The sequence below is a fragment of the Dorea sp. OM07-5 genome, from assembly GCF_003481355.1.
Classification (GTDB): Bacteria; Bacillota; Clostridia; order Lachnospirales; family Lachnospiraceae; genus Dorea_D; species Dorea_D hominis.
Genome location: NZ_QUKZ01000002.1, coordinates 114,972 through 138,648 on the forward strand (window position 1 = coordinate 114,972; position 23,677 = coordinate 138,648).

The 23,677-nt window shown below is 39.8% G+C and carries 32 protein-coding genes; 15 read left to right on the forward strand and 17 right to left on the reverse strand.

All coding sequences use genetic code 11. The features are described from left to right. Positions 1–12: 12 nt before the first annotated feature. The 6 genes from DXC04_RS02325 to DXC04_RS02350 are packed head-to-tail and all read left to right on the forward strand — an operon-like array spanning position 13 to position 4,220. On the forward strand, positions 13–675 hold the full coding sequence (locus DXC04_RS02325; RefSeq protein ID WP_118659761.1) for a septum site-determining protein MinC: 663 nt from the start codon (positions 13–15) through the stop codon (positions 673–675). Beyond that, complete coding sequence (gene minD, locus DXC04_RS02330; protein WP_021860995.1) at positions 657–1,448, forward strand: septum site-determining protein MinD; 792 nt, start codon at positions 657–659, stop codon at positions 1,446–1,448. The genes DXC04_RS02325 and minD overlap by 19 nt, the downstream gene beginning before the upstream one ends. Positions 1,449–1,460: 12 nt before the next feature. Further along, positions 1,461–1,673 carry a cell division topological specificity factor MinE gene (locus DXC04_RS02335; protein ID WP_118287876.1) on the forward strand — a complete coding sequence of 71 codons (213 nt, stop codon included), beginning with the start codon at positions 1,461–1,463 and terminating at the stop codon, positions 1,671–1,673. Then, positions 1,670–2,794 carry an FtsW/RodA/SpoVE family cell cycle protein gene (locus tag DXC04_RS02340; protein WP_118287875.1) on the forward strand — a complete coding sequence of 375 codons (1,125 nt, stop codon included), beginning with the start codon at positions 1,670–1,672 and terminating at the stop codon, positions 2,792–2,794. Before DXC04_RS02335 ends, DXC04_RS02340 begins: the two co-directional genes overlap by 4 nt. Before the next feature lie 12 nt (positions 2,795–2,806). Next, the gene (mgsA, locus tag DXC04_RS02345) at positions 2,807–3,202 is read left to right on the forward strand and encodes a methylglyoxal synthase (RefSeq protein ID WP_021860992.1); all 396 of its coding nucleotides are present in this window, start codon (positions 2,807–2,809) and stop codon (positions 3,200–3,202) included. Then, complete coding sequence (locus tag DXC04_RS02350; RefSeq protein ID WP_118659763.1) at positions 3,186–4,220, forward strand: D-alanyl-D-alanine carboxypeptidase family protein; 1,035 nt, start codon at positions 3,186–3,188, stop codon at positions 4,218–4,220. Before mgsA ends, DXC04_RS02350 begins: the two co-directional genes overlap by 17 nt. Before the next feature lie 51 nt (positions 4,221–4,271). Here DXC04_RS02350 and DXC04_RS02355 read toward each other — a convergent pair whose 3' ends face one another. Further along, entirely contained in the window at positions 4,272–4,475 is a 204-nt protein-coding gene (locus DXC04_RS02355) for a DUF378 domain-containing protein (RefSeq protein ID WP_021860990.1), read from the reverse strand. 94 nt (positions 4,476–4,569) lie between these two features. Between DXC04_RS02355 and DXC04_RS02360 the strand changes: the two genes are divergently transcribed. The 8 genes from DXC04_RS02360 to DXC04_RS02395 all read left to right on the forward strand — a co-directional run bounded on the left by DXC04_RS02360 (position 4,570) and on the right by DXC04_RS02395 (position 11,159). Continuing rightward, positions 4,570–5,520 (forward strand): TIGR01212 family radical SAM protein, encoded by a 951-nt coding sequence (locus DXC04_RS02360; RefSeq protein WP_021860989.1) that lies wholly within the window; start codon positions 4,570–4,572, stop codon positions 5,518–5,520. 11 nt (positions 5,521–5,531) lie between these two features. Then, a complete protein-coding gene (locus DXC04_RS02365) occupies positions 5,532–6,911 on the forward strand; it encodes an HlyD family efflux transporter periplasmic adaptor subunit (RefSeq protein WP_118659765.1) in 1,380 nt (459 codons plus the stop codon). A gap of 12 nt (positions 6,912–6,923) precedes the next feature. Next, positions 6,924–7,619: a YggS family pyridoxal phosphate-dependent enzyme gene (locus DXC04_RS02370; RefSeq protein ID WP_021860987.1), complete on the forward strand. Its 696-nt coding sequence runs from the start codon at positions 6,924–6,926 to the stop codon at positions 7,617–7,619. Positions 7,620–7,643: 24 nt separating this feature from the next. After that, positions 7,644–8,195: a cell division protein SepF gene (locus DXC04_RS02375; RefSeq protein WP_021860986.1), complete on the forward strand. Its 552-nt coding sequence runs from the start codon at positions 7,644–7,646 to the stop codon at positions 8,193–8,195. Between the two features lie 20 nt (positions 8,196–8,215). Next, positions 8,216–8,971, forward strand: coding sequence for a YlmH family RNA-binding protein (locus DXC04_RS02380; protein ID WP_118287872.1), 756 nt, complete (start codon positions 8,216–8,218; stop codon positions 8,969–8,971). Between the two features lie 18 nt (positions 8,972–8,989). Beyond that, on the forward strand, positions 8,990–9,511 hold the full coding sequence (gene lspA / locus DXC04_RS02385; RefSeq protein ID WP_118287871.1) for a signal peptidase II: 522 nt from the start codon (positions 8,990–8,992) through the stop codon (positions 9,509–9,511). Then, on the forward strand, positions 9,477–10,397 hold the full coding sequence (locus DXC04_RS02390) for an RluA family pseudouridine synthase (protein ID WP_118287870.1): 921 nt from the start codon (positions 9,477–9,479) through the stop codon (positions 10,395–10,397). Before lspA ends, DXC04_RS02390 begins: the two co-directional genes overlap by 35 nt. Before the next feature lie 117 nt (positions 10,398–10,514). Next, positions 10,515–11,159 (forward strand): cytidylate kinase-like family protein, encoded by a 645-nt coding sequence (locus DXC04_RS02395; RefSeq protein ID WP_021860982.1) that lies wholly within the window; start codon positions 10,515–10,517, stop codon positions 11,157–11,159. Positions 11,160–11,230: 71 nt separating this feature from the next. On the opposite strand, the gene DXC04_RS02400 is transcribed toward DXC04_RS02395, so the two are convergent. The 3 genes from DXC04_RS02400 to DXC04_RS02410 all read right to left on the reverse strand — a co-directional run bounded on the left by DXC04_RS02400 (position 11,231) and on the right by DXC04_RS02410 (position 14,430). Further along, a complete protein-coding gene (locus tag DXC04_RS02400; protein WP_021860981.1) occupies positions 11,231–12,286 on the reverse strand; it encodes a tyrosine-type recombinase/integrase in 1,056 nt (351 codons plus the stop codon). Positions 12,287–12,730: 444 nt separating this feature from the next. Next, positions 12,731–13,726, reverse strand: coding sequence for a dipeptidase (locus tag DXC04_RS02405; RefSeq protein WP_021860980.1), 996 nt, complete (start codon positions 13,724–13,726; stop codon positions 12,731–12,733). Between the two features lie 344 nt (positions 13,727–14,070). After that, complete coding sequence (locus tag DXC04_RS02410; RefSeq protein WP_118659767.1) at positions 14,071–14,430, reverse strand: LysM peptidoglycan-binding domain-containing protein; 360 nt, start codon at positions 14,428–14,430, stop codon at positions 14,071–14,073. A 271-nt stretch (positions 14,431–14,701) separates the two neighbouring features. On the opposite strand from DXC04_RS02410, the gene lexA reads away from it, so the two are divergent. Further along, positions 14,702–15,319 (forward strand): transcriptional repressor LexA, encoded by a 618-nt coding sequence (gene lexA / locus DXC04_RS02415; RefSeq protein ID WP_021860978.1) that lies wholly within the window; start codon positions 14,702–14,704, stop codon positions 15,317–15,319. 200 nt (positions 15,320–15,519) lie between these two features. Here the strand turns inward: lexA and rsfS are convergent, their stop codons facing one another. From rsfS to ybaK, 13 genes are all read right to left on the reverse strand, one after another. Then, positions 15,520–15,861: a ribosome silencing factor gene (rsfS, locus tag DXC04_RS02420; protein ID WP_118659769.1), complete on the reverse strand. Its 342-nt coding sequence runs from the start codon at positions 15,859–15,861 to the stop codon at positions 15,520–15,522. Between the two features lie 2 nt (positions 15,862–15,863). Further along, complete coding sequence (yqeK, locus tag DXC04_RS02425) at positions 15,864–16,448, reverse strand: bis(5'-nucleosyl)-tetraphosphatase (symmetrical) YqeK (RefSeq protein ID WP_118659771.1); 585 nt, start codon at positions 16,446–16,448, stop codon at positions 15,864–15,866. Beyond that, positions 16,438–17,046: a nicotinate-nucleotide adenylyltransferase gene (nadD, locus tag DXC04_RS02430; RefSeq protein WP_118659773.1), complete on the reverse strand. Its 609-nt coding sequence runs from the start codon at positions 17,044–17,046 to the stop codon at positions 16,438–16,440. Before nadD ends, yqeK begins: the two co-directional genes overlap by 11 nt. Before the next feature lie 46 nt (positions 17,047–17,092). Further along, the gene (gene yhbY / locus DXC04_RS02435) at positions 17,093–17,383 is read right to left on the reverse strand and encodes a ribosome assembly RNA-binding protein YhbY (RefSeq protein ID WP_021860974.1); all 291 of its coding nucleotides are present in this window, start codon (positions 17,381–17,383) and stop codon (positions 17,093–17,095) included. A 25-nt stretch (positions 17,384–17,408) separates the two neighbouring features. Next, positions 17,409–18,692 (reverse strand): GTPase ObgE, encoded by a 1,284-nt coding sequence (obgE, locus tag DXC04_RS02440; protein WP_021860973.1) that lies wholly within the window; start codon positions 18,690–18,692, stop codon positions 17,409–17,411. 126 nt (positions 18,693–18,818) lie between these two features. Continuing rightward, a complete protein-coding gene (gene rpmA, locus DXC04_RS02445; RefSeq protein ID WP_021860972.1) occupies positions 18,819–19,103 on the reverse strand; it encodes a 50S ribosomal protein L27 in 285 nt (94 codons plus the stop codon). Between the two features lie 5 nt (positions 19,104–19,108). Further along, complete coding sequence (locus DXC04_RS02450) at positions 19,109–19,441, reverse strand: ribosomal-processing cysteine protease Prp (RefSeq protein ID WP_021860971.1); 333 nt, start codon at positions 19,439–19,441, stop codon at positions 19,109–19,111. A gap of 15 nt (positions 19,442–19,456) precedes the next feature. Next, entirely contained in the window at positions 19,457–19,765 is a 309-nt protein-coding gene (gene rplU / locus DXC04_RS02455) for a 50S ribosomal protein L21 (RefSeq protein ID WP_021860970.1), read from the reverse strand. A 95-nt stretch (positions 19,766–19,860) separates the two neighbouring features. Next, complete coding sequence (locus DXC04_RS02460) at positions 19,861–20,664, reverse strand: amidohydrolase family protein (protein WP_118659775.1); 804 nt, start codon at positions 20,662–20,664, stop codon at positions 19,861–19,863. Next, complete coding sequence (locus DXC04_RS02465) at positions 20,654–21,076, reverse strand: CBS domain-containing protein (protein WP_118519359.1); 423 nt, start codon at positions 21,074–21,076, stop codon at positions 20,654–20,656. Before DXC04_RS02465 ends, DXC04_RS02460 begins: the two co-directional genes overlap by 11 nt. 15 nt (positions 21,077–21,091) lie before the next feature. Beyond that, positions 21,092–22,444, reverse strand: coding sequence for an aspartate kinase (locus tag DXC04_RS02470; protein WP_118659777.1), 1,353 nt, complete (start codon positions 22,442–22,444; stop codon positions 21,092–21,094). A gap of 48 nt (positions 22,445–22,492) precedes the next feature. Then, the gene (locus tag DXC04_RS02475) at positions 22,493–23,101 is read right to left on the reverse strand and encodes an HAD family hydrolase (RefSeq protein ID WP_118659779.1); all 609 of its coding nucleotides are present in this window, start codon (positions 23,099–23,101) and stop codon (positions 22,493–22,495) included. 79 nt (positions 23,102–23,180) lie between these two features. Next, positions 23,181–23,666 (reverse strand): Cys-tRNA(Pro) deacylase, encoded by a 486-nt coding sequence (gene ybaK / locus DXC04_RS02480; protein WP_118659781.1) that lies wholly within the window; start codon positions 23,664–23,666, stop codon positions 23,181–23,183. Positions 23,667–23,677 lie beyond the last annotated feature (11 nt).

Here is a 23,677-nt window from a genome sequence, read left to right on the forward strand (position 1 = left end):
AGGTGGTTCTATGTGAAAGATCCTGTTCTGATCAAAAGTAACAGATATGGTATGACTCTTCGTTTTGATCCGGAACTTCCGTTTGATCTGTTAAGAGAACGGGTTCACGAAAAACTGCATGCATTTACTCATTTTTTTAATCATGCATGTATGGTAGTAACTTTTGAAGGGCGTACGTTTACGAAAGAGGAAGAACAGGCAATGGTAGAGACAATTGAAGAATCTGCCGGGATTCAGATTCTGTGCCTGACAGACACGGAAGATAATACACAGGAAACACATACTATAGCAGATACTCCGGTGTCTGGCAGACATCTGTGCCGTAAGACAAGAGACAATACTTCTAATGATACAGCAGGTGAAGCTTATGACTCCGCAGAGACAATACACACAGAGTATGGACTGTTCTACAGAGGCAATCTGAGAGGACGTGCCATCCTTGAAGCGGATAAAAGCATTGTAATTGTTGGAGATATTGAGACAGGCGCAACTGTCATATGTAAGGGCAGCGTTACAGTGACCGGGACGATATACGGAACAGTCATTGCAGGCGCAACTGGAGATTATAATGCGATGATCGCAGCAGTTGATATGAAGCCAGAATTGCTTCGAATCGGTGAGATCGAAGTAAAACCAGTAATAGGAGGAAGTTATTCATGGGCGAGGTTATTGTAATTACTTCAGGAAAAGGCGGTGTAGGTAAAACAACTACAACAGCAAATATCGGTGCCGGCTTATCAGAAGCCGGAAAGAAGGTTGTCGTGATCGATACCGATCTTGGCCTTCGGAACCTGGATGTAGTCATGGGACTGGAAAATCTCATCGTATACAACCTGGTAGATGTGATCGAAGGCTCCTGCCGCTTAAAACAGGCGCTTATAAGAGATAAACGATATGAGAATCTATATCTTCTGCCTTCTGCACAGACGAAGGACAAGTCGGCAATATCACCGGGACAAATGAAAAAGCTGACTTCTGAATTAAAAGAAGATTTTGATTATATCCTGCTGGATTGCCCGGCGGGAATTGAGCAGGGCTTCCATAATGCGATCGCAGGTGCTGACCGCGCACTTGTAGTCACAACTCCGGAAGTGTCTGCGATCCGTGACGCAGACCGTATCATCGGACTGCTGGAAAAAAGCGGTCTCAGGGATAACGCATTGATCATTAACCGGATCCGCATGGATATGGTCAGACGCGGCGATATGATGTCCGTGGATGATGTGACAGAGATTCTGTCGATTCCTCTGATCGGTGCATTGCCGGATGATGAACACGTCGTCATTGGCACAAACCAGGGAGAACCCGTCATCGGAATTGACTCTCTGGCTGGAAAAGCGTATCGTAATATCAGCAGAAGAATTATGGGTGAAGATGTTCCATTTATGGATCTTAACAGCAGCCACAAATTCTTTTCAAAGCTTTCTGGAATTTTCCGGAAAGGGTAGGAGGCAGAGCCTATGTTAAAAAAATCTTCTGTTTTTGTTGCAAAAAACCGTTTAAAAGCACTGGTTACCAGCGACAGGGTGAAATGCACACCAGATTCTTATGATAAAATATGTCGGGAATTGTATGAGACGCTTTCCAAGTATATGGAATTTACAGAAGAGGATTTTAAAGTAGAAATATTCAGAACACAAATTTTAATTAGTTTTTCAGGAGAAGAAGAGTGAAATTACCAAAATTTACGAAACCGTATCGGTTAAGAGATTACAATTTTACATTAGTTACACTTGTTTTTATCTTATCTGTAATTGGAATACTTGTTGTAGGAAGTGCCAAGCAGGTATATCAGAGCCGTCAGGTACTGGGGGTCATGATCGGAATCGTCTTTATGATGATCGTCACATTCATTGATTATGTCTGGCTGCTTGATTTTTACTGGTTTTTCTATGGCTTTTCTATTTTTATACTGGGGCTGGTACTTGTTGCAGGTAAAAAGGTCGGCGGAGCGACTAGATGGATCGATCTGGGATTTACTACCTTCCAGCCATCTGAGATGGCAAAGATCCTGCTGATACTTTTTTTCGCAAAGTTCCTGATGGAACATGAACGGGATGTAAACGACCGTAGCACACTTTGCAAATATGCGATTCTTGCGGGATTACCGTTGGCGCTTATCATTATGGAGCCAAACCTTTCCACAACGATCTGTACTGCTGTGGTAATCTGTTTTCTGATTTATATTGCAGGACTCAGTTACCGCTTTATCGGAACTGTTTTGATAATTCTGATTCCGACAGCAATTATCTTTTTGAGCATTGTTGTGCAGCCGAACCAGCCATTCCTGAAAGATTACCAGCAGGAACGTATTCTTTCCTTCCTTGAACCGGATAAATATGCAGATGATGGAGCCTATCAGCAGAACAACTCTGTTATGGCAATTGGTTCCGGACAGCTTTCCGGAAAAGGACTGAATAATAATACAACAACCTCTGTAAAAAATGGTAACTTTATTCTGGAGCCACAGACTGATTTTATTTTTGCGATCATTGGTGAAGAATTAGGTTTCATTGGAAGTTGCGTTGTTATTGCTTTATTATTATTAATTGTGCTACAATGTATTCTGATAGGAATTCGAGCGAAGGACCTCGCAGGGAGGATCATCTGCTGCGGGGTAGGCGGACTCATAGGAGTCCAGAGCTTTATCAATATCGGTGTTGCAACAGGATTGATTCCGAACACAGGAGTTCCACTTCCGTTTGTCAGTTACGGAATGACTTCTCTTGTCAGTCTGTACATTGGTATCGGAATTGTATTGAATGTTGGTTTACAGCCGAAAAAATACAAATAAGGAGAGAATACAATGAACATAGGTCTAATTGCACACGATTCAAAGAAAACATTAATGCAGAATTTTTGTATCGCATACAGAGGTATTTTAAGCAGACATCATTTATATGCAACCGGGACGACCGGACGTTTGATCGAGGAAGTGACGAATCTTAATATTCACAAATATCTTGCAGGTTCCCTGGGGGGACAGCAGCAGTTAGGAGCACAGATCGCACAGAATGATATCGATGCACTGATTTTCTTAAGAGAACCATATGCACCGAAGCCAAACGATCCGGATCTTAATGATGTGATTCGGATGTGCGATACTTATAATATTCCGTTAGCAACGAATCTTGCTACGGCTGAACTTATTATTTTATCAATTGACAGAGGAGATCTTGACTGGCGTGAAATGTACCGATAATAACAGAAAAAAGAAATCATATTCCAGAAGGAGAAGACAACGTCAGCGGACTCTGCGTCTGATGACAGGAATCTTTCTTGTGTTATGTGTTGTTGCCGGCTATCTTATCATTTCCGGCGGAATGGGAACGAAACAGCTTGTCTATGCCTATGAAAAGAAGCAGTATAATAAAGCAATATATACCGGTGAATTATTTGCAAAGGATCTGTGTCTTGTGAATGGCGATACAGAGATGTCCGGTGCTCCGGACACTTCCACGTATAAAGCTGCGGCGCTGTTTGATGTGAACAATTCTAAGACCACGTATGCATATAATGCAACTGCAAAGATGTATCCTGCAAGTATTACGAAGATTATGACGGCTCTTGTTGCAATAGAGAGTGCAGATCTATCCGAAGAGGTCACCGTAGAAGTAGATTCCTCAGATTTTGCAGCCGATGAACAGACCTGCGGAATCCACAAAGGAGACAAACTGACACTGGAAGCGTTGTTAAACGGATTACTTCTGTATTCCGGCAATGACAATGCAGAGGCAATCGCTTATTACATTGGCGGAAGTATCGAAGGCTTCGCAGATATGATGAATAAGAAAGCACAGGATTTAATGGCTACTAACACTCATTTTGCAAATCCAAGCGGATTACATGATGAGAACCATTATACGACTGCCTATGATATTTATCTGATCTTCAATGAGTGTGTCAAACACAAAGAGTTTACAGATATCATCGGAAGATCATCTTATACTGCGGACATTCAGAGTGCCAATGGAACAACACGAAAAGTAACCTGGAAACCGACGAACTACTATGCAACCGGAGAAGCTAAACGCCCATCAGGAGCGACTGTAGTAGGCGGTAAGACCGGAACTACCGCAAAAGCTGGAAACTGCCTTGTTCTTCTTGACCAGACAGATGAGAAGGCACCATATATATCGATTGTAATGGGGGCTACATCAAAAGAATTGTTATATAAAGATATGTCAGCCATTATTGATCAGATACCAAATACGAATTAGAATTTATATGTAAGGGGCAGCCAGAAATGATTGCCCCTTTTGTGTGTATGATTAATCGGACATGGAACCGATTCTTCCATACAGACTGATCAGATACAGCCCGCAGAGACCTACCAGTGTATAGATAATTCTGGAAAGCCATGTCAGATTTCCAAAAAGAAATGCCACAAAGTCAAAGCGAAAAATACCGATCAGAAGCCAATTGACGGCGCCAATAATGACAAGTGTTAATGATGTATTGTCAAACCATTTCATATTAGAAATACCTCCTTTTTGCTAGTATTACTAATATAACGAAAAATATACAGGATCTGTCATTTTATTCTATTTTAGAGGGACGAAATTCAAAATGGTAAAAGAATCACCGTTATACTATCCTTATTCGGATTATTTAAAAAATAAATATGGAGAGAAAGTATACAAGCTTCCGATTAATCTGCCAATCACCTGTCCAAACCGTTTAAACGGCAAACGTGGCTGCAGCTTCTGTGCAGAATGTGGAACCGGATTTGAATCTTTAGATGCAGTTTATACTGTTACCGAACAGCTTGCAAAAAATCAGGAACATATTGCAAAGAAATACAAAGCGAAGAAGTATATCGCTTATTTCCAAAATTATACAAATACATTTCTTCCACTTAATGATTTCCGGAAATATATGGAAGAAGCAGCACAGTTTCCAGATATTACAGAGCTTGCTGTCTCTACAAGACCGGATTGTATCAAAGAGGAATATCTTGATGCTTTACGTAGTGTTTCTGAACAATACCACTGTAATATCACGATTGAACTAGGACTGCAGACCGCAAATTATCATACACTTTTGAAGATTGACCGTGGACATACACTTGCAGAATATATCGATGCCGCAATACAGATAAAACGATACGGTTTTGATCTTTGCACACATGTAATACTAAATCTGCCGGGAGATACAATCACAGACAGCATCGAAACCGCAAAAATCTTAAGTGCTCTTTCTAATGATTGCGTGAAGGTACATTCCCTTTACATTGCAAAAAACACGCGGTTGTGTGAAGAATACGAAAATGGTACAATAACTTTGTGTTCCAAAGAAGAATATTTCCGGCGTGTAACGGTATTTCTTGAGTATCTGAAACCACGCATTGCAGTAGAGCGGCTTTTCAGCCGTATTCCGGAAAAAGATGCTGTATTCTGCAACTGGCAGACAAGCTGGTGGAAATTAAAAGACGAACTTGAAGCACATATGATAGCCGGAGAGCATTATCAGGGAAGATTATCCGGATATCTTGACGGTGCTGCACTAAATGAAAAATAGGGGGCTGTATTTTGGCAGATAACAAAATGACAAATATTGCGGTTTACCGCAAAAAAACACATATAAATGTCGGGATTATTATATTTGGTGCTGTTTTCATTTACCTGTTTGCAACAGTACTGATGTATCTGACCAATAAGCATGTTTCTGCTTATGAAGTAAGAGAGGGATCCATTGTAAAAGATAATACTTATACCGGATTTGTAATTCGTGAGGAGAGTACCATCACCGCAGACCGGGATGGCTACGTGAATTATTTTGCTCCGGAGGAGAGCAAAGTCGGTGCAAGAACCAGTGTTTATACATCATCTGCGAAGAAATTAAATCTAAATAACAGTACTTCCACTGAAACAAATGAACTGAGCAGTGAAGAAGAAGAGGCGATGCTTGTAAAGATTCAGAATTTCAGCGAGAATTTCAAAGAAGATTCTTTTCGGGATGTATATTCCGTAAAGGATTCTGTAAAATCCGTACTGGACAACAAATCCAGTCAGAATCGTCAGGCACAGTTGTCGGATATTCTGACTTCCAATACCGGAACCGTGAGTGTATATAAAGGAACGAAGGATGGCGTTGTTTTTTATTCTTATGACGGATATGAAAGCATGACGGCGAACCAGGTCACGGAGCAGATGATTTCCGGTAAATCTTATGAAAAAAAGATTTTATCCAATAACCAGTATGTAAAAGCGCAGAACCCGGTATACCGTCTTGTTACAGGAGATTCCTGGACAGTGATTATTCCGCTGGATTCCACAACTGCAGATTCTCTGAAAAAGCAGTCCATGGTCAAAGTGCGGTTTCTGAAAGATAATGAAACAGCTTCCGCAGGTCTCACGATCAAAGAGAAGGATGGAGGCTATCTTGCATATTTAAGTTTCCGGAATGGGATGATCCGTTATGCAGATGAACGATTCCTTGACCTGGAACTTATACTGGAAGACGAATCAGGACTTAAGATTCCAAAATCCTCTGTTGTTTCCAAAGATTTTTATGCAGTTCCGGAAGATTACCTGACACAGGGCGGCAACAGCAAGAGTACGGGCGTCCTGCTGGATAATGGATCGGAGAATGCGGAATTTCAGGTCGAAACGATTTATTACCGCGATTCGAAAAAGGGACTTGTTTATCTGAATCCAGCTGATTTTAAAGAAGGGGCTGTACTGATCAAGCCGGATTCTACACAGAAATATACATTAAGTGAGACAAAATCGCTGAAAGGCGTTTATAATATTAACAAAGGTTATGCTGTATTCAAACAGATCAATATTTTATGTAAGAGCGATGAATATTACATTGTGGAAGAGGGAAACGATTATGGTCTGTCTAATTATGACCATATTGCATTAGACGGTAAATCTGTTCAGGATAATGATATCGTCTTTGAATAAAGGAGGTACAACATGTTAAAAGAAAATCTGGAAAGCGTAGAAGAAAAAATTCAGGAAGCATGTAAAAAAAGTGGTCGTAACAGAGAGGATGTAACACTGATCGCGGTCAGTAAAACAAAACCTGTAGAGACACTTCAGGAAGCTTATGATCTTGGTGTCCGTGTCTTCGGAGAGAACAAAGTACAGGAACTGACAGAAAAATACGACTCACTTCCAAAAGATATACACTGGCATATGATCGGTCATCTGCAGCGCAATAAAGTCAAATATATTATTGATAAAGTAGATCTGATCCACTCTGTAGATTCCATCCGTCTTGCTGAGACAATTGACAAAGAAGCGCAGAAACATGATCTGATCGCAAACATTCTTGTAGAAGTCAATGTTGCAAAAGAAGAAAGCAAATTCGGACTTATGCCGGAAGAAGTAGACGGCTTCATTGATGAAATTGCAAACTTAAAACATATTCAGGTAAAAGGACTTATGACAATTGCTCCATTTGTAGAAAATCCAGAAAAAAATCGTACAGTTTTCGCTGATTTACGTAAATTATCTGTTGACATTGCAAAGAAAAACGTTGATAATGTTAATGTGAGTATACTTTCTATGGGTATGACGAATGATTATCAAGTAGCCGTAGAAGAGGGGGCAACAATGGTTCGTGTCGGAACAGGTATTTTCGGTGCGCGCAATTATGCTCAAGTATAAACGGAAGATAGGAGATTATTGAAAATGGGAGTATTAGATAAGTTTTTAGACATCATGAAGTTAAGCGATGACGAAGATTACGATGATGACTTTTATGATGATGAGTATGATGACGATTTTGAAGAAAAACCGAAAAAGAGCTTTTTCAAAAAAAATAATAAGGGAAAAGATTTTGATGATGAAGAAGCAGAAGAGGACTTTGATCTTCCGGAAAAATCTACAAAACCGGTTCATTCAAGCAATAAAGTTACTCCGATGCGTCAGCCTGCAAGAAGAAGCAATGTTAATATGGAAGTTTGTGTTATCAAACCAAATTCCGTAGAAGATGCACGCGAGATTACAGAGACACTTCTGAGTGGAAGAACTGTAATTCTGAATCTGGAAGGATTGGATCTGGAAGTGGCTCAGCGTATTATCGACTTTACTTCCGGAGCTGCGTTTGCAATCAGCGGTAATCTTCAGAAGATTTCAAATTACATATTCCTGGTAACACCGACAGATGTAGATATTTCCGGTGATCTTCAGGATCTTTTAAATACTTCTTTTGATGCTTCTTCCATGCGATCAAGATTTTAAGGATCTTTAACAGCGAAGCTATGAACAAAGAAGAACTTATGTTAAGAAAACGTCTGATTGAATTATCGAATCAGGCTTATCAGAGAGATATCGTAACATTTTCAGATTTTCTGAATCTGAATGAATTAAATATACTTCATACTACGCCAAAGGATCAGTTTCCGGTTGCCTACGAAACTTACGGTGGGTATGACACAGCAGAGCGTCAGATGGTTGCATTTCTACCTGATGCTCTTTGTTATGAATATTTTTATCCAATGAAAACAGTGATAATCGAACCGTTAAATCTGAATTTTTCAGAATCACTGACACATCGAGATTACCTTGGCGCTTTAATGAATCTTGGTATTGAAAGAAGCCGTATGGGCGATATTCTCATTGACGGCCAGAGAGCAATCGTATTTGTTAAACCGGAGATTGCTGACTTTATCGCCGATAATCTGACACGTATCCGTCACACTACAGTACAGACTAAGATTCAGGAACCAGGAGACATTTCCTATGAACCCAAATACCAACAGATAAAGGGGACGGTTCCGTCGGTAAGACTGGATACGATCCTTTCTGTGGCATATCCATTGTCCCGCAGCAAGCTGACCGCTTATATTCAAGCTGGGAAAGTATTTGTAAATGGAAAGCTTATCACAAGCAACGGATGCCATCTGAAAGAAGGAGATTTTATTTCCGTACGCGGGCTCGGCAGGATCATGTATGAAGAAACAATTGCTGCTACGAAAAAAGGGCGTTATATGGTAACTGTCAGAAAATATATTTAAAAGAAAAAGAGGAAAATTATGAAGAAAGAACAATCACGTCCGGTACATTATTTCATCGCAATTATCGCAGTTGCTGCCGGAGTTTTATTTGATCAGTGGACCAAATTGCTGGTACTTACGCATCTTAAAGGACACGATTCTTATATTGTTATAAAAAATGTATTTGAACTTGAATATCTGGAAAACAGAGGCGCTGCTTTTGGAATGCTGCAGGGCAAACAGTTTTTCTTTATTTTCTGTGTCGCTCTTATTGCGTTTTTTTCCATATATTTTTACAGGACAGTTCCGATGACGAAACATTTTTTGCCACTTCGTATCTGTGCGGTATTTATATTAGCAGGGGCGTTCGGTAATATGATCGACCGTGTGATCCGGCATTATGTAGTAGATTTCTTTTATTTTTCTCTCATTGATTTCCCTATATTTAATGTTGCCGATATTTATGTAACGGTTTCGGCATTTGGACTGATTATTTTATTATTATTTTATTATAAGGAGGAAGACCTTGAGCAGATCTTTCATAATCGAAAAGGAAAATAACGGGGCTCGGATTGACCGTTTTCTCGCTGATGCAGCACCGGAGCTTTCCCGTTCCCGGATTCAGAAGTTAATAAAAGATGCACACATTACTGTCAATGAGAAGCCTGTAAAATCCAATTACAGGCTTCTTACAGATGATGTAATATCTTTGTCCATTCCGGAGCTAAAAGAGCCGGATATCCTCCCTGAGGCACTTCCACTGGATATTCTGTATGAAGACAAGGATGTTATCGTTGTAAATAAACCAAAGGGGATGGTTGTCCATCCGGCTCCAGGCCATTATACAGGTACGCTGGTAAACGCATTGTTGTATCATTGCAAAGATCAGTTGTCCGGAATCAATGGTGATTTAAGACCTGGTATTGTCCATCGTATCGATATGGATACGACAGGCTCTCTGATCGTCTGTAAAAACGATCTGGCACACCAGAACCTGTCTGAACAGCTTAAAGAACACTCAATCCACCGGATTTATATTGCAATTGTACACGGCAATATAAAAGAAGACGAAGGCACCGTAAATGCTCCGATCGGCAGACATCCCATTGACCGGAAAAAAATGAGTACGCATGCAAAGCAAAGCAGGCATGCAGTAACGCATTATAAAGTACTGGAACGTTTCGGCAATTATACTTATATCCAATGTAAGCTGGAGACCGGACGTACACATCAAATCCGCGTGCATATGTCCAGTATCGGACATCCACTGTTAGGGGATCAGGTGTACGGACCGAAAAAATGTCCATTTCCAGGACTTACCGGTCAGACACTTCATGCAAAAACGCTTGGTTTCATTCATCCGCGCTCCGGTGAATATATTGAAGTAGATGCACCAATTCCAGAGTATTTTAACAATCTTCTCGATATACTTAGAAAAAAAGCATAAATTATCTAAAAATTATATACATTCTACTTGAATTATTGTATAATAATAGATATACAGAGAACCTGTTATCTTCAGCTTCTCTTGTATACGCAGGTATAAAAAAGGAGCGTGATGGATATGGAAAAAACAAATACAATCATTACAATAGGAAGACAATTTGGAAGTGCCGGACGTGAGATCGGATATAAAGTTGCAAAAGATCTTGGAATTAAGCTGTACGATAAAGAAATGCTTGCAAGAGCAGCAAAAGAAAGTGGGCTCTGCGAAGAATTATTTGAGACACATGATGAGAAACCAACAAACAGTTTCCTTTATTCTCTTGTAATGGATACTTATTCTCTTGGATATTCATCCGGAAGTTATGCAGATATGCCAATCAACCATAAAGTATTTCTTGCACAGTTTGATGCGATCAAGAAGATTGCTTCTGAAGGACCGTGTATTCTTGTAGGAAGATGTGCAGATTACGCATTGGAAGATAATGAGAATTTATTGAGTGTATTTATTCATGCCGATCTGGATGCAAGGATCCGCAGAATTGCCAGAATCTATGATCTGACAGATGCAAAAGCAAAAGATATGATCATGAAAACAGATAAAAAGCGTGCAAGCTATTATAATTACTACAGCAATAAGAAATGGGGATCTGCAGAAAGTTATCATATGAGCCTGGACAGCTCCGTGCTTGGCATCGATGGAACTGCAGAGGCTATTGAGAAACTTGTAGAACTGAAAGAACGCGACAGTAATAAGAAGCTGTAATATCGGAATTTAATTATAGAACCACGCGACTATCGCGTGGTTTTCTTAATACAAGAAAAAGAGAAAGCCGGTCAGCTCTCTCTTAATTTTACAGCAGAAGCGGCAAGACGACGCCGGTTTTCGTCAATTGCGGCATAATGCTTCTTTGTCGTATTTACATCTTTGTGTCCTAGAACATCCGCAACAAGATAAATATCACCGGTTTCTTTATAGAGCGCCGTACCATAAGTGCTGCGCAGCTTATGCGGTGTTATTTTTTTGTTCGGTGTCACCTGTCTGGCATATTTTTTCACCATATTTTCTATAGCTTGAACACCCATACGTGTGCGCCTAGTAGATAAAAAAAGTGCATTTTCATGACCGGAGAGAGGTGTGGCTGCTTTTCTGTCTCCACAGATGTAAGTATCCAATGCATTCGCAACTTCTGACCCAAAATAAACAACCATCTGATTACCACCTTTTCGTGTAACTGTAATTCCATTATTTTTAAAATCTACATCTGTAAGATCCAGTCCCACGCACTCTGAAACACGGATTCCAGTGCCTAGAAGCAATGTCAGGATTGCCAGATCACGATCTCTTGTTTTCCTGTAATATGTTAGTGATTGACCAGTTAAATGTTCGCCTGCATGTTCTACATAGTCAAGCAAGAGCGCTACCTCGTCCGTATCCAGACGAATAATCGCTTTTTCGTGTAATTTGGGCATATCAACCAGCAATGTTGGATTTTTCTCAATCATCTGATGTTTGAAATAATACTGGTAAAAGCTACGCAGAGCCGACATCTTCCTGGAAAGCCCTTTTTCACTGTTCGTGATCCGTTCGCCTTCACGGTTATATACTTTCAAATATTCCATATATTCTTCGATATCTACCGGTTTTAAACGCTCCAGATCACTGACTTTAAACTGATCGATTGTGTAATTCTTATAAAACGAATTATTTTCCATCAGGAAATGAAAGAAAACCCGGATATCATATGCATAATTCATTCTTGTTTTTGCGGAAGATCTGGGCTCTATGGCACGAAAATAATCTTTGGCAAATGGCGGCAGCGTCTGCAGGATTTCTCTTAATCGTATCGTTTCATCAATCTGAATCTGTTCGTGGTATGTTTTGGTCTGCATATATCTTGTGACTCCTTATTATACAATTTATTTACTATTTGAACTTATTTACATAATATAGATATACTTAACTTAAAAGCTAACTAACATCAATATGAAAAGACTTAGTATCAAGATTAATTTTAATTGCCGTGTATTATATTGACATCTGTATTATACCATATTTTTGAATTTCGTGTCTATATCTTTTGGAAAAATCGGTATTTGTCGTATAGATATATTATGAACCATATTCTCTTTTTGATAACAAACTACGAGATATAATATTATGAATATGGAAAATAAAAACTTTTATTTTATAATGAGAGAAAAGATGGATGTTTGATACAGCAGGAAGGTCAGTTGATAGAGAATCATCTGACCTTCCTGCTAAAAAATATTATGAAGAGATTATGCGTTTATTCATAAATTAAATTATAATAAAATATTTTTTATCTGCATCTCTTATTTTAATACCTGTTTGTATACTCTGTAGAAGTTCTTATAAGCAATCTTTTCAAGATCTTCATCACTGTAGCCTTTTTTCTTCAATGTCTCAATGAAGTTCCACGCATCTGCTGCAGATAACAGACCTTTTGTTCCAAGCGGATTCTCGTCCGGTGCACCATTCTTAGAAAGTGCATCTGAACTCAGATAATCTTCAAAATCAAATCCGCATCCGACATGATCAATACCTACCAGATTGACGATATAATCTACATGTTCTGCCAGACCTTCTACGGACTGTTTTGCTTTATCAGGACTGATAAATGCATCCAGACGGTTCATTCCCATTACACCGCCGGTTGCAGCTAAAGCTTTGATCATCTCATCACTTAAGTTTCGTCCATGTGCAGATAATGCTCTTGCATTACTGTGGGATGCAATAACCGGATGTCCGTCTGATAATTCAATAATATCCCAGAAACCTTTGTCATTCAGATGAGAAACATCCAGAACAATACCAAGTTCATTCATACGTTTGATTGCTTCTTTCCCTTTTGGAGTTAAGCCTCTGTTCTTGTCTCCCGGCCATCCGGAACCAAGAGCATTCTCTTCATTCCATGTTACCATGATATCACGTACACCAAATTCGTCATAATAATAATTGATCTGATCAATATCTTCGCCTATGTAAGATAAACCTTCCAGTCCCATCAATACATTAATCTTACCCTCCGCTGTACCTTTCTCAAAATCCTCATACTTTTTAACGATATTCAGAATATCTTTTGAGTCTTCAATCTCCTGACGTACGGCAGCTTCAATTTGTTTGATACGTTTCTTTGGATCTTCATCATATGGTGGATCAATCCACATTACAAACGTACCACCAAAAACATTACCTTTTTTGAACTTATCCAAATGGTACTTTCTGAAAATATCGCGTTCTCCTTTCAGACTGTGAATTGTAACATCTGACCAGATATCCCCATGTGCATCAAAAAGTTGTTTTTTCATTGTAACATTCCTCCTCTTTTATATTAACGTCTTTTTTCATTGACGTTTTGTATATTTATTATCCCTATATCCGTATTGAAATTCTAAATTCATTATACATCTTTTTGCGAAAATAAACAACATTTTGAAAAATTAAAATAAAAAAGAACAAATTCAGATAACGAAATACCATTATCAAAATCTGTTCTTTTGGTGAGTATAATATATATAAGATAGGGTTTCCCTTATATATCAAAATAGGTTACTAATTATTAATCCTTTGAAATCCATAGGATTAATAACTTACATGACTTGCAACTGACAACTTTCTCAAGATGCTATAACAATTAAACATTCTTACCTGATTACTGGAAATTCGCCTCATAATATGATACTGTCAAATACTGTCCTGCATGAATATCATCCGAATCCAGATGATTCATCTGCTTTAATTCATCTATATAATCGTAAATGGAATCATAGTCCTGACTCATATATTCTTTTGCAATGCTCCATAAACTGTCTCCTCTGGAAACTTCAATGCTCTTGTAGTACTTATATTCAACAGATTCCTTCGCTGCGTTATCATGTGCTGATACAAGCCGGCTTCCACCGACAATACTACCGGTTAATACAATACCTGCCAGTGCAAGCGTAATACATATTTTTTTCAAAAACACTTCTCTTCTTCTCTTTATTGTTCTATGATTACTTCCCTTACGCATAACTGATTCCCCCTCTGTACAGTTTCGAATATATGTTCCTGAACATTTGTTCTAAATGCATTATACAAAACAAATGTTCGGTTGTCAATAGATTTATTTCAGATAATCGAACATATTTTCTAAACATTTGTTTGCTTTTTTAATATCTCTATGATAAAATATTTTTAAGTATTAGATAGTTCCTGACATATAACGAACTACAGGTATCACTGCGGAGGGTTTTGCTTTGATATCTTATATAATATATTATAGAATACGGAGGCAATGACATATGGCACAGGGAAAGATAAGCGCAAAACAACAGGAGATTCTGGATTACATTAAGTCACAGATTCTGGAACGTGGTTTTCCACCTGCCGTTCGTGATATCTGCGAGGCTGTTCATTTAAAATCTACTTCTTCTGTACACTCCCACTTAGAAACACTGGAGAAGAACGGATATATCCGCCGTGATTCGACAAAGCCTCGTGCGATTGAGATTTTAGATGAAGCATTTAACTTTACAAGACGTGAGATGGTCAACGTCCCGATCGTAGGGCGTGTCGCAGCCGGAGAACCACTTCTCGCAGAACAGAATATTGAAGAATACTTTCCTATCCCAATGGAATTTATGCCGAATAAGCAGACATTTCTTCTAAAAGTTTGTGGTGAAAGTATGATTAATGCCGGAATTCTGAATGGGGATTATGTTCTTGCTCAGGAAGAGAATACTGCACACAATGGTGATATGGTTGTTGCTATGATTGAAGATGGTGCTACAGTTAAAACCTTTTATAAAGAGGAAGGTGTCATTCGTCTGCAGCCGGAGAATGATTTTATGGATCCAATCATTGTTCCGGACTGTACGATCTTAGGTAAAGTTATCGGTGTGTTTCGCTTTATGCGCTAAGATTAATAATTTTATCATAGATTCGCTGGCGGTTGGAGGCTGCATCTGTACGAGTGCATGCATTTTAAGCGTCGTCATAACAAAAAAGCCTGCAAGCGCTGACTTTAACAGACGCACTTGCAGGCCTTTTATCATTTCTATTCTTTATTCTATAATTATTTTCACAAACGCCTTTTAAATCCTTTAAAAGAATTGTTATTTTACATCTCTATCTCTGTCCCATCGCTCCAGGTGCGCTCCAGATTATAGAAAGAACGGTTCTCTTTATCAAATACATGTACAATAATATCACCATAATCCAGCAGTACCCAAGTTCCGCTTCTGTTTCCTTCTGTCTGCTTTGGATGATGACCGACTCTTGCCAGTTTTTCCTGTACATTTTCGACCAGTGCCTTCACCTGACTGTCACTGGTACCGTTTGTGATGATAAAGTAATCAGCAATTACAGATATCTGTGAGATATCGATTACTTTGATCGCCTCGCCTTTTTTTTCGTCAAGTGCTTCATAAGCGATTTTAGCCATGTCTAATGCCTGATCCATCATCAACTCTCCTTTCCGAGTTTTTCTTTATAATATAAATATGTCTTTTCCGTCATTGGATCCAGTGGAAGATTCCGGCTGTTTAAATATACCAGCGAATCTTTTAAAATTCTGTAGAGACATTCATCAAGATCCTGAAATGCCATTTCCCGCACATCCTCCATATTCGGCAATTCCCTGCGCCCAGGCTCAATGTAGTCGGCAATATACAAAATCTTATCCAGACGGGACATATGCGGTCTTCCTGTCGTATGACAGGCAATTGCATCTACAATCTCCCGATTCTCAACATGATAATTTCTGGCAGCCAGAAAGGCGCCCAATTTCGCATGAAGGAGACTTGGATTCTTCATCTCTACTTCAGATATGCTCAGGTGATATTTGTCACAGAGACGGATCTTGGTTTCTGAAGGAATGCATTTGGCGCAATCATGCAGGAGTCCGGCAAGCAATGCCTTCTCAATATCTTCGCCATGGCACATAGCGAGCGATGAAGCTGTATACATAACGCCCAATGTATGTTCATAACGGTCTGTGTCCAGTTCTGACTTTAATTTTTTGCGTATTTTACGTACTTTATGATTCATACAAACCTTCCTTTGCAATAAATGCTTCCACTTCCGCAGGAACAAGCCCGGTAATAGGCTCTCCGGCTCTTATCTTTGCACGCAATTCGTGAGAAGATATTGCAATCAGCGGAGACTGTAAAAGCTTGATACGTGCATGGTATTTATCATTCAGGTAAGAAATATGTTCCAGCATTGTCTGTCTGGTATTCCACCCATCCCTGTAAGCAGCCAGCACGTGGCAGACCGCAAGCAACCGCTCTGGATGCACCCATTTTTCAATATCACGAAGAGAGTCCGCACCAATAATAAAATAAAATTCATCTTCCGGATATACTGCATGAAAATATTCCAGTGTCTCATACGAATAGGAGACTTCTTTTCTTTTTAGTTCATAATCCTGTAATTCAAATGATTTGTGATCTTTGATAGCCAGTGCCACCATCTTTGCACGCATATCTGTGTCTGATCCTATAGAATCCAATGCCTTGTGTGGAGGACGTCCGTTTGGCATAAACCATATAACGTCCAGACCGAACTGATCTCTTGCCGTATCTCCGAGCATTAAATGTCCGTTATGGATCGGATCAAACGTACCACCCATAATACCTATTTTCATGGTTGCTTCTCTCCTGCTTACTTTGTTCCGCTGTTTTTCAATTTCACTATGGAAGCTGTATTTTTTTGTTTTTATCTTTTCCTTCTTTGTAAAGGACTATCTTCTTGCCGATCACCTGTACAACCTGGGAGCGTGTACGCTCAGCAAGCAGTGACGCCAGTTCTTTCGGATCATCTGCACAGTTTTTCAGCACACTGATCTTAATTAGTTCGCGTGCTTCCAAAGCTTCAGCAATCGCTTTTGTAAATTCCGGTGTCATGCTGTTTTTCCCGACCTGGAAGATCGGATCCATTGTCATGGCAAGACTTTTTAAATAAGCTCTCTGTTTCGTTGTCATGCTTTCTCTCCTATTTTGTTATCATTTATTTATAATAATCAAACTGCAATCCATACATTCTTACTGTATCACCTTCCTGGATACCGGCTTCTTCCAGTTCATCTAAAATACCGGTGTCTTTCAGGAATTTCTGGAAGAATGCAAATCCCTTCTCAGAATCCAGGTTTGTATAACCAAGCATCTTCTCAATCTTTGGTCCTTCTACAACATATACATTATCTTCCTTTTCAACGGTATATGGAAGATCGATATATAAAAGTTCTTCCTCAGGGAAATATTCCTGTTCAAATACAATCGGTGTATCATCCAGCTTGGCAATTTCGCCGGATACATAATATAAAAGCTCTGAAATACCGACTCCGGTTGCACCTGAGATTGGAAATACACGAATTCCTTTTGGTTCAAATTCGGCCTTTAATCTTGCAACCGGATCTTCGTCTTCGCTGTATATCAGATCCGTCTTATTTGCAGCAATAACCTGCGGACGAGCTGCAATCTCAGGATTGTAAGCTTCAAGTTCGGCATTGATCTTATGAATATCATCAACCGGATCACGTCCTTCACTTCCGGCAGCGTCTACTACATGGATCATCATCTTTGTTCTCTCGATGTGGCGAAGGAATTCATGCCCAAGACCGACTCCTTCAGAAGCGCCTTCGATCAATCCTGGAATATCTGCGATTACAAAACCGCTTGCTCCTTCCAGATCGACAACACCAAGATTTGGATTCAGTGTTGTGAAATGATAATTTGCAATTTTCGGTTGAGCATTTGTTACTCTGGATAGCAATGTAGATTTGCCTACATTTGGAAATCCGACAAGTCCCACATCAGCAATTACTTTCAGCTCCAGGTTCACCCAGAGCTCCTGTGCAGGCTGACCAGGCTGTGCATACTTGGGAATCTGCATTGTAGCTGTTGCAAAATGCTGATTTCCCAGACCGCCTTTGCCACCTTTTAAAACAATCTGTCTGCGATTATCTCCGGACATATCTGCGATTACTTTTCCGGACTCAGACTCTTTGATCACAGTACCTTCCGGTACTCTTAAAATGATATCTTCAGCATCTTTTCCATGGCAGCGTCTCTTGCCGCCCTGTTCTCCGTCTTTTGCAGAGAATTTTTTGCGATGTCTGAAATCCTGAAGTGTGTTAAGACCTTCATCAACTTCAAAGATGACATCGCCACCGCGGCCGCCATCACCGCCATCCGGACCGCCGTTCGGGACATAGAGCTCCCGGCGGAAGCTGACATGTCCGTCTCCGCCTTTTCCTGATCTGATAAATATCTTTGCTCTGTCTGCAAACATAAATCTTTCTCCTTAAATATATAAAAACCTGTCTAATCGGTTACAATGCAATTTTCTGTTATTTAAAAAGAGTGCTGCCTCATAACTGTGATCAGTTATATCGCAACACTCTCCTCTGATTCTTAATTATTGAGCAACTGGATAGATAGAAACCTGTTTCTTATCTCTTCCTTTTCTCTCAAATTTAACTACACCATCAACAAGTGCGAATAATGTATCATCACCACCGCGTCCAACGTTAACACCTGGGTGAATCTTTGTTCCGCGCTGTCTGTAAAGGATGTTACCAGCTTTTACAAACTGTCCGTCAGCTCTCTTGGCGCCAAGTCTTTTAGACTCAGAATCTCTACCGTTCTTTGTAGAACCAACACCTTTCTTATGAGCGAAAAACTGAAGGTTTAATTTCATCATGGTTGTTACACCTCCTCGAATGTTAGATCAATATATTGTGCATAGTCTTCATCATGTGACATCTCTGTCAATCCGAGAACCATCGACTTAAGAAGAAGTTCCGCATCCGCAGACACTTTTCCGTCAATCCGGTAGGAAATGTATCCTTCCGTCTGTTCTGCCTCAAGTATTGCACGATCACCTGTAAACTGATCAATCGCATTTATTGTATTAATCGTGAGAACCGACGCTGCTGCACAGACAATGTCCTGTCCCTCCGGTGCATATCCTGCATGACCTGATGTCTGAAAACCGATGTATTCTTTTGCTGAATTCACATATACTGTTACATGAAACATGGATATTCTCCAATATTAAGCATTGATTTTTTCAATCTTTACTGCTGTGTACTGCTGTCTGTGACCATTTTTCTTGTGGTATCCTGTTTTTCTCTTGTACTTGTAAACGATTACTTTTTTAGCTTTTCCGTTTTCAACTACAGAAGCTTCAACAGTTGCACCTTCAACTGTAGGATTACCGATCTTTAATCCGTTGTCACTTACTGCAAGCACCTGGTCAAATGTAAAAGTCTCTCCGGCTTCTACACCAAGCTTTTCTACTTTAATGATATCGCCTTCGGCTACTTTGTACTGTTTACCACCTGTTGCTATAATTGCGTACATATGGCACCTCCTATTATCATTACTCGCCAATTACGGTGTCTGTCACATGAATTATGGCAGAACTTCAACCTCATTGTGCGGCATACTATTGTATATTAGCACATGTTTCCCTGAAAATCAAGCAGTTTACAAGCATTTTTATAAAAAATCTTATTTTTTTCTTCCTGTGTAAGTTTAGAATCATTTAACAGATGTACAAATACCCCCTGATCTCGCCACGGAACATCGGTTCCGAAGAGGATCTTATCAGCACCGTGATTACGCACGATCCGAAGAAACTGATCTTCTTTTATCACATCAAGTACCACGGCAGTATCCAAATATACATCTTTTCCGACCAGGTATTTTTCTACATCATCCCACATCTCATTGCCGCCGAGATGGGCAAGGACAAGGTTCGCAGGGTGAACCTCATCTATAACTTCTGCGGCCATCTCCGGTGTACAGTGAACGTCATCCGGGCATTTCGGGTCAAGTCCCGCATGGACGACAATGATAAGTCCAAGTTCTGTGGCATAATCTACCAGTCTTTTATAACGGATATCATTAAAATACATATCCTGATAATCCGGATGTAATTTGATCCCTTTAAGTCCCAGTTCTTTTATATGCCGGAGTTCTTCTCGGTAATGTTCTGTCGCCGGATGGATGCCTCCGAAAGAGATGACATTTCCTTCCTGATGTGCAGCGGCAAATGTATTGACCGAATCAAACTGGGAAGGCTTTGTCATAGCCGGAAGTGCAATACTTAAGTCTACACCACCCTTTTTCGCAGACTCTGAAAGTCCCGTGTATGTTCCATCTGTCTGCGGTGGCATCTGACAGACCTCTGCCAGAAATGTAATCGTCTTGTCAGCAATCTTATCTGGAAACATATGTGTATGAAAATCAATTACCATTTTTTTCATACTCTTTTATCTTGTCGTAACAATATTTGATAATATCACGTCTTGTGATCATTCCGATAAAATGTTCCTGATCATCCACAACCGGCACAAAGTTCTGCTCCATTGCACGTCCGATCAGGTCTTCCATCTTAGATTCGGCATTGACACACTGGTAATCATTTCTTCTGTCAATTTTCATGATACTGATATTCTCAGCATCTTTAAGATTCAATAGTTTTAATTTTTTGACAGCCCACAAAAGATCACCCTCTGTGATACTGCCGACATATTTTCCCTCTTTATTCAAAATCGGGACACATGTATATCTGTAGTGTTCCATAATTTCCAAAGCCTGTCTGAGTGTATGATAATCATAAATAAATGCAAGTTCACTCTTTGGCTTCAGGAAAAATAAAATATTCATCTTTTGAACAGCCTCCTAAATTTGTGTAGTTACAAAAATATCATAAATTGCTTTGATCGCACCTTCAAAATCATGGTTGCTGACACCAATGATAATATTCAGCTCACTGGAACCCTGGTCGATCATACGGACGTTAATATTTGCATGTGCAAGCGCAGAGAAAATACGTCCGGAAGTACCTCTGGTTGCTCTCATTCCACGTCCTACAACTGCGATCAGTGCAAGGTCAGATTCCAGTTCCAGATAATCCGGTTCCACTTCTCTGTGAATGCCTGCGATCACTTTCTGCTCTTTTTCTTCAAATTCCTCCTGGTGAACAAAAATTGTCATCGTATCAATTCCGGATGGCATATGTTCGATAGAAACATGGTTCTCTTCAAAAACTTCCAACACTTTACGGCAGAACCCAACCTGAGAGTTCATCATCGCTTTCTCCACAGTTACAGAAGCGAAATCCTTCTTACCCGCAATACCGGTAATAACAAAACGTGGTTTCTGACATGTTGCTTCCACAATCAGAGTTCCTTTATCCTCCGGTGCATTCGTATTGCGGATATTGATCGGGATACCTTCCTTGCGCACCGGGAAAATGGCATCTTCGTGAAGAACCGTAGCGCCCATATAGGACAGCTCACGAAGTTCACGGTATGTGATCACATCGATCGGTTTCGGATTCGGAATGATTCTTGGATCCGTAATCAGGAATCCGGATACATCTGTCCAGTTTTCATACATCTCTGCATGAACCGCTTTTGCAACGATAGATCCGGTAATATCCGATCCACCACGGGAAAATGTCTTCACACTTCCATCCGGTTTAGAACCGTAAAATCCCGGAATTACCGCACGTTCTATATCTGCAAGTTTTGCAGTCAACACCTCATCGGTCTTTTCTGCATCAAAATTACCTTCTTCATCAAAGAAAACAACTTCGGCTGCGTCAATGAATGTATATCCGAGATATTCAGCCATAATCTTACCATTCAGAAATTCACCGCGGGATGCCGCATAATCTCTTCCAATCTTGGCAAGAAAATTCTTACGGATGATCTTGAAATCTTCCTCCAGCGAAATTTTAAGTCCAAGTCCGTCAATAATTGACTGATAACGTGCTTTGATCGCAGTCAGAAGATTCTCAAAATTCTCCATGTGTTCTTCTTTTTCTTCGTCGTCATATGCAAGGATTGCCTGTCCATAACAACTGTACAGCATATCCGTTACTTTTGTATCGTCAGAGGTACGTTTTCCCGGCGCAGACGGAATCACATAACGTCTGCTGGAATCTTTTCTGATGATCGCACCGACTTTTTCAAACTGTTCGGCGCTTGCCAGTGAACTTCCTCCGAATTTAACAACTTTAATTAACATTTTTGTATTCCTCCAGGTTGCCTTTTCTTTTGCTGCTACTATATTACCTTATTTTCCCATCATCTGCAATGGAATATCTGTATGAAACAGGATGCCCTGTATGCCGAATTTCTCGGCAGCTTCCACATTCGCGACACGGTCATCAAAAAATACTGTATGTTTTGGATCTATGTTATATCGGTCTAATAATATCTGATAAATCTTTGAATCCGGTTTCATACATTTTTCTTGCCATGAAAACACACCGCCGTCAAAACTCTTTAAAAACGCAAGCTTTTCTTCTGACTGACGGAACATTTCATCCGAATAATTAGACAGATAATAAAGCTTCATTCCTTTTTCGCGAAAATATGCAAACCATTCTTCAATAAAAGGAAATGGTACGATAGATGCTCCGAATCCAGCAAAGGTTGTCCGTATCTCTTTCTCATACGCCGGATCATTTTCTATAAAAAGTTCCAGCCATTCTTCGGTTGTTACCAGACCGGAATCTCCTGCATCCCAGTCTTTATTACAAAACATAGCATCCGCCACATGCTTGTTCGTCTCTTCTGAAAATCCTAATGATTCCAGATATTCTTTCCACGCAAAATAAATTAATACATTTCCAATATCAAAAATAACTGTATTGGTATTCTCCCTTAATTCAGGTATCATTTTTTCTTCCTTCTCTTCTTGATTGTACTTTGTTTCCAAAAACTGTATACGGAAATATTTCCAATATATCCGCAGATTTTTAATGATCGCGGATAACGTCTGCGAACTGTGCTTTTGCTGCCTTCTTAAGATCCTCCGGAGCAAGTTTTAACTGCATTCCTAATTTACCGCCGCTGACATGCATCTGCGTAAGTTCTTCCGCATCTTTTTGTATAACTGTCGGAAACTGTTTTTTCATTCCAATTGCCGTACAGCCGCCACGCACATATCCGGTTACTTTTGTCAGATTTTTTAAATGTAGCATCTCCAGCGATTTCTCACCGACCGCTTTTGCTGCCTTCTTAAAATCAATCTCTGCTTCGATTGGAATGACAAACACATAATGTTCACCGCTCTTACCGGTCGTCACAAGCGTCTTGTATACAAGCGCATGGTCATATCCAAGTTTATCTGCAGTTTCAATACCATCCGTGAAGTCTTCACATTCATAAGTTTCATATTCATAAGGAATCTTCATGCGGTCCAGCATACGCATGGCATTTGTCTTTAATTCCTTCTTGCTCATAAGAAGTTCAC

What these genes read in the sequence shown, in the direction of transcription:
- obgE (WP_021860973.1), bottom strand. Translation starts at nt 18,692, where the DNA reads ATGTTTGCAGACAGAGCAAAGATATTTATCAGATCAGGAAAAGGCGGA.
- ybaK (WP_118659781.1), bottom strand. Translation starts at nt 23,666, where the DNA reads ATGAGCAAGAAGGAATTAAAGACAAATGCCATGCGTATGCTGGACCGC.
- DXC04_RS02395 (WP_021860982.1), top strand. Translation starts at nt 10,515, where the DNA reads ATGGAAAAAACAAATACAATCATTACAATAGGAAGACAATTTGGAAGT.
- DXC04_RS02460 (WP_118659775.1), bottom strand. Translation starts at nt 20,664, where the DNA reads ATGGTAATTGATTTTCATACACATATGTTTCCAGATAAGATTGCTGAC.
- DXC04_RS02470 (WP_118659777.1), bottom strand. Translation starts at nt 22,444, where the DNA reads ATGTTAATTAAAGTTGTTAAATTCGGAGGAAGTTCACTGGCAAGCGCC.
- rpmA (WP_021860972.1), bottom strand. Translation starts at nt 19,103, where the DNA reads ATGATGAAATTAAACCTTCAGTTTTTCGCTCATAAGAAAGGTGTTGGT.
- DXC04_RS02360 (WP_021860989.1), top strand. Translation starts at nt 4,570, where the DNA reads ATGGTAAAAGAATCACCGTTATACTATCCTTATTCGGATTATTTAAAA.
- DXC04_RS02380 (WP_118287872.1), top strand. Translation starts at nt 8,216, where the DNA reads ATGAACAAAGAAGAACTTATGTTAAGAAAACGTCTGATTGAATTATCG.
- DXC04_RS02400 (WP_021860981.1), bottom strand. Translation starts at nt 12,286, where the DNA reads ATGCAGACCAAAACATACCACGAACAGATTCAGATTGATGAAACGATA.
- DXC04_RS02335 (WP_118287876.1), top strand. Translation starts at nt 1,461, where the DNA reads ATGTTAAAAAAATCTTCTGTTTTTGTTGCAAAAAACCGTTTAAAAGCA.
- nadD (WP_118659773.1), bottom strand. Translation starts at nt 17,046, where the DNA reads ATGAAAATAGGTATTATGGGTGGTACGTTTGATCCGATCCATAACGGA.
- minD (WP_021860995.1), top strand. Translation starts at nt 657, where the DNA reads ATGGGCGAGGTTATTGTAATTACTTCAGGAAAAGGCGGTGTAGGTAAA.
- DXC04_RS02450 (WP_021860971.1), bottom strand. Translation starts at nt 19,441, where the DNA reads ATGTTTCATGTAACAGTATATGTGAATTCAGCAAAAGAATACATCGGT.
- mgsA (WP_021860992.1), top strand. Translation starts at nt 2,807, where the DNA reads ATGAACATAGGTCTAATTGCACACGATTCAAAGAAAACATTAATGCAG.
- rsfS (WP_118659769.1), bottom strand. Translation starts at nt 15,861, where the DNA reads ATGGATCAGGCATTAGACATGGCTAAAATCGCTTATGAAGCACTTGAC.
- DXC04_RS02465 (WP_118519359.1), bottom strand. Translation starts at nt 21,076, where the DNA reads ATGAATATTTTATTTTTCCTGAAGCCAAAGAGTGAACTTGCATTTATT.
- lexA (WP_021860978.1), top strand. Translation starts at nt 14,702, where the DNA reads ATGGCACAGGGAAAGATAAGCGCAAAACAACAGGAGATTCTGGATTAC.
- lspA (WP_118287871.1), top strand. Translation starts at nt 8,990, where the DNA reads ATGAAGAAAGAACAATCACGTCCGGTACATTATTTCATCGCAATTATC.
- yhbY (WP_021860974.1), bottom strand. Translation starts at nt 17,383, where the DNA reads ATGACAACGAAACAGAGAGCTTATTTAAAAAGTCTTGCCATGACAATG.
- rplU (WP_021860970.1), bottom strand. Translation starts at nt 19,765, where the DNA reads ATGTACGCAATTATAGCAACAGGTGGTAAACAGTACAAAGTAGCCGAA.
- DXC04_RS02355 (WP_021860990.1), bottom strand. Translation starts at nt 4,475, where the DNA reads ATGAAATGGTTTGACAATACATCATTAACACTTGTCATTATTGGCGCC.
- yqeK (WP_118659771.1), bottom strand. Translation starts at nt 16,448, where the DNA reads ATGAATCATAAAGTACGTAAAATACGCAAAAAATTAAAGTCAGAACTG.
- DXC04_RS02410 (WP_118659767.1), bottom strand. Translation starts at nt 14,430, where the DNA reads ATGCGTAAGGGAAGTAATCATAGAACAATAAAGAGAAGAAGAGAAGTG.
- DXC04_RS02475 (WP_118659779.1), bottom strand. Translation starts at nt 23,101, where the DNA reads ATGATACCTGAATTAAGGGAGAATACCAATACAGTTATTTTTGATATT.
- DXC04_RS02405 (WP_021860980.1), bottom strand. Translation starts at nt 13,726, where the DNA reads ATGAAAAAACAACTTTTTGATGCACATGGGGATATCTGGTCAGATGTT.
- DXC04_RS02375 (WP_021860986.1), top strand. Translation starts at nt 7,644, where the DNA reads ATGGGAGTATTAGATAAGTTTTTAGACATCATGAAGTTAAGCGATGAC.
- DXC04_RS02370 (WP_021860987.1), top strand. Translation starts at nt 6,924, where the DNA reads ATGTTAAAAGAAAATCTGGAAAGCGTAGAAGAAAAAATTCAGGAAGCA.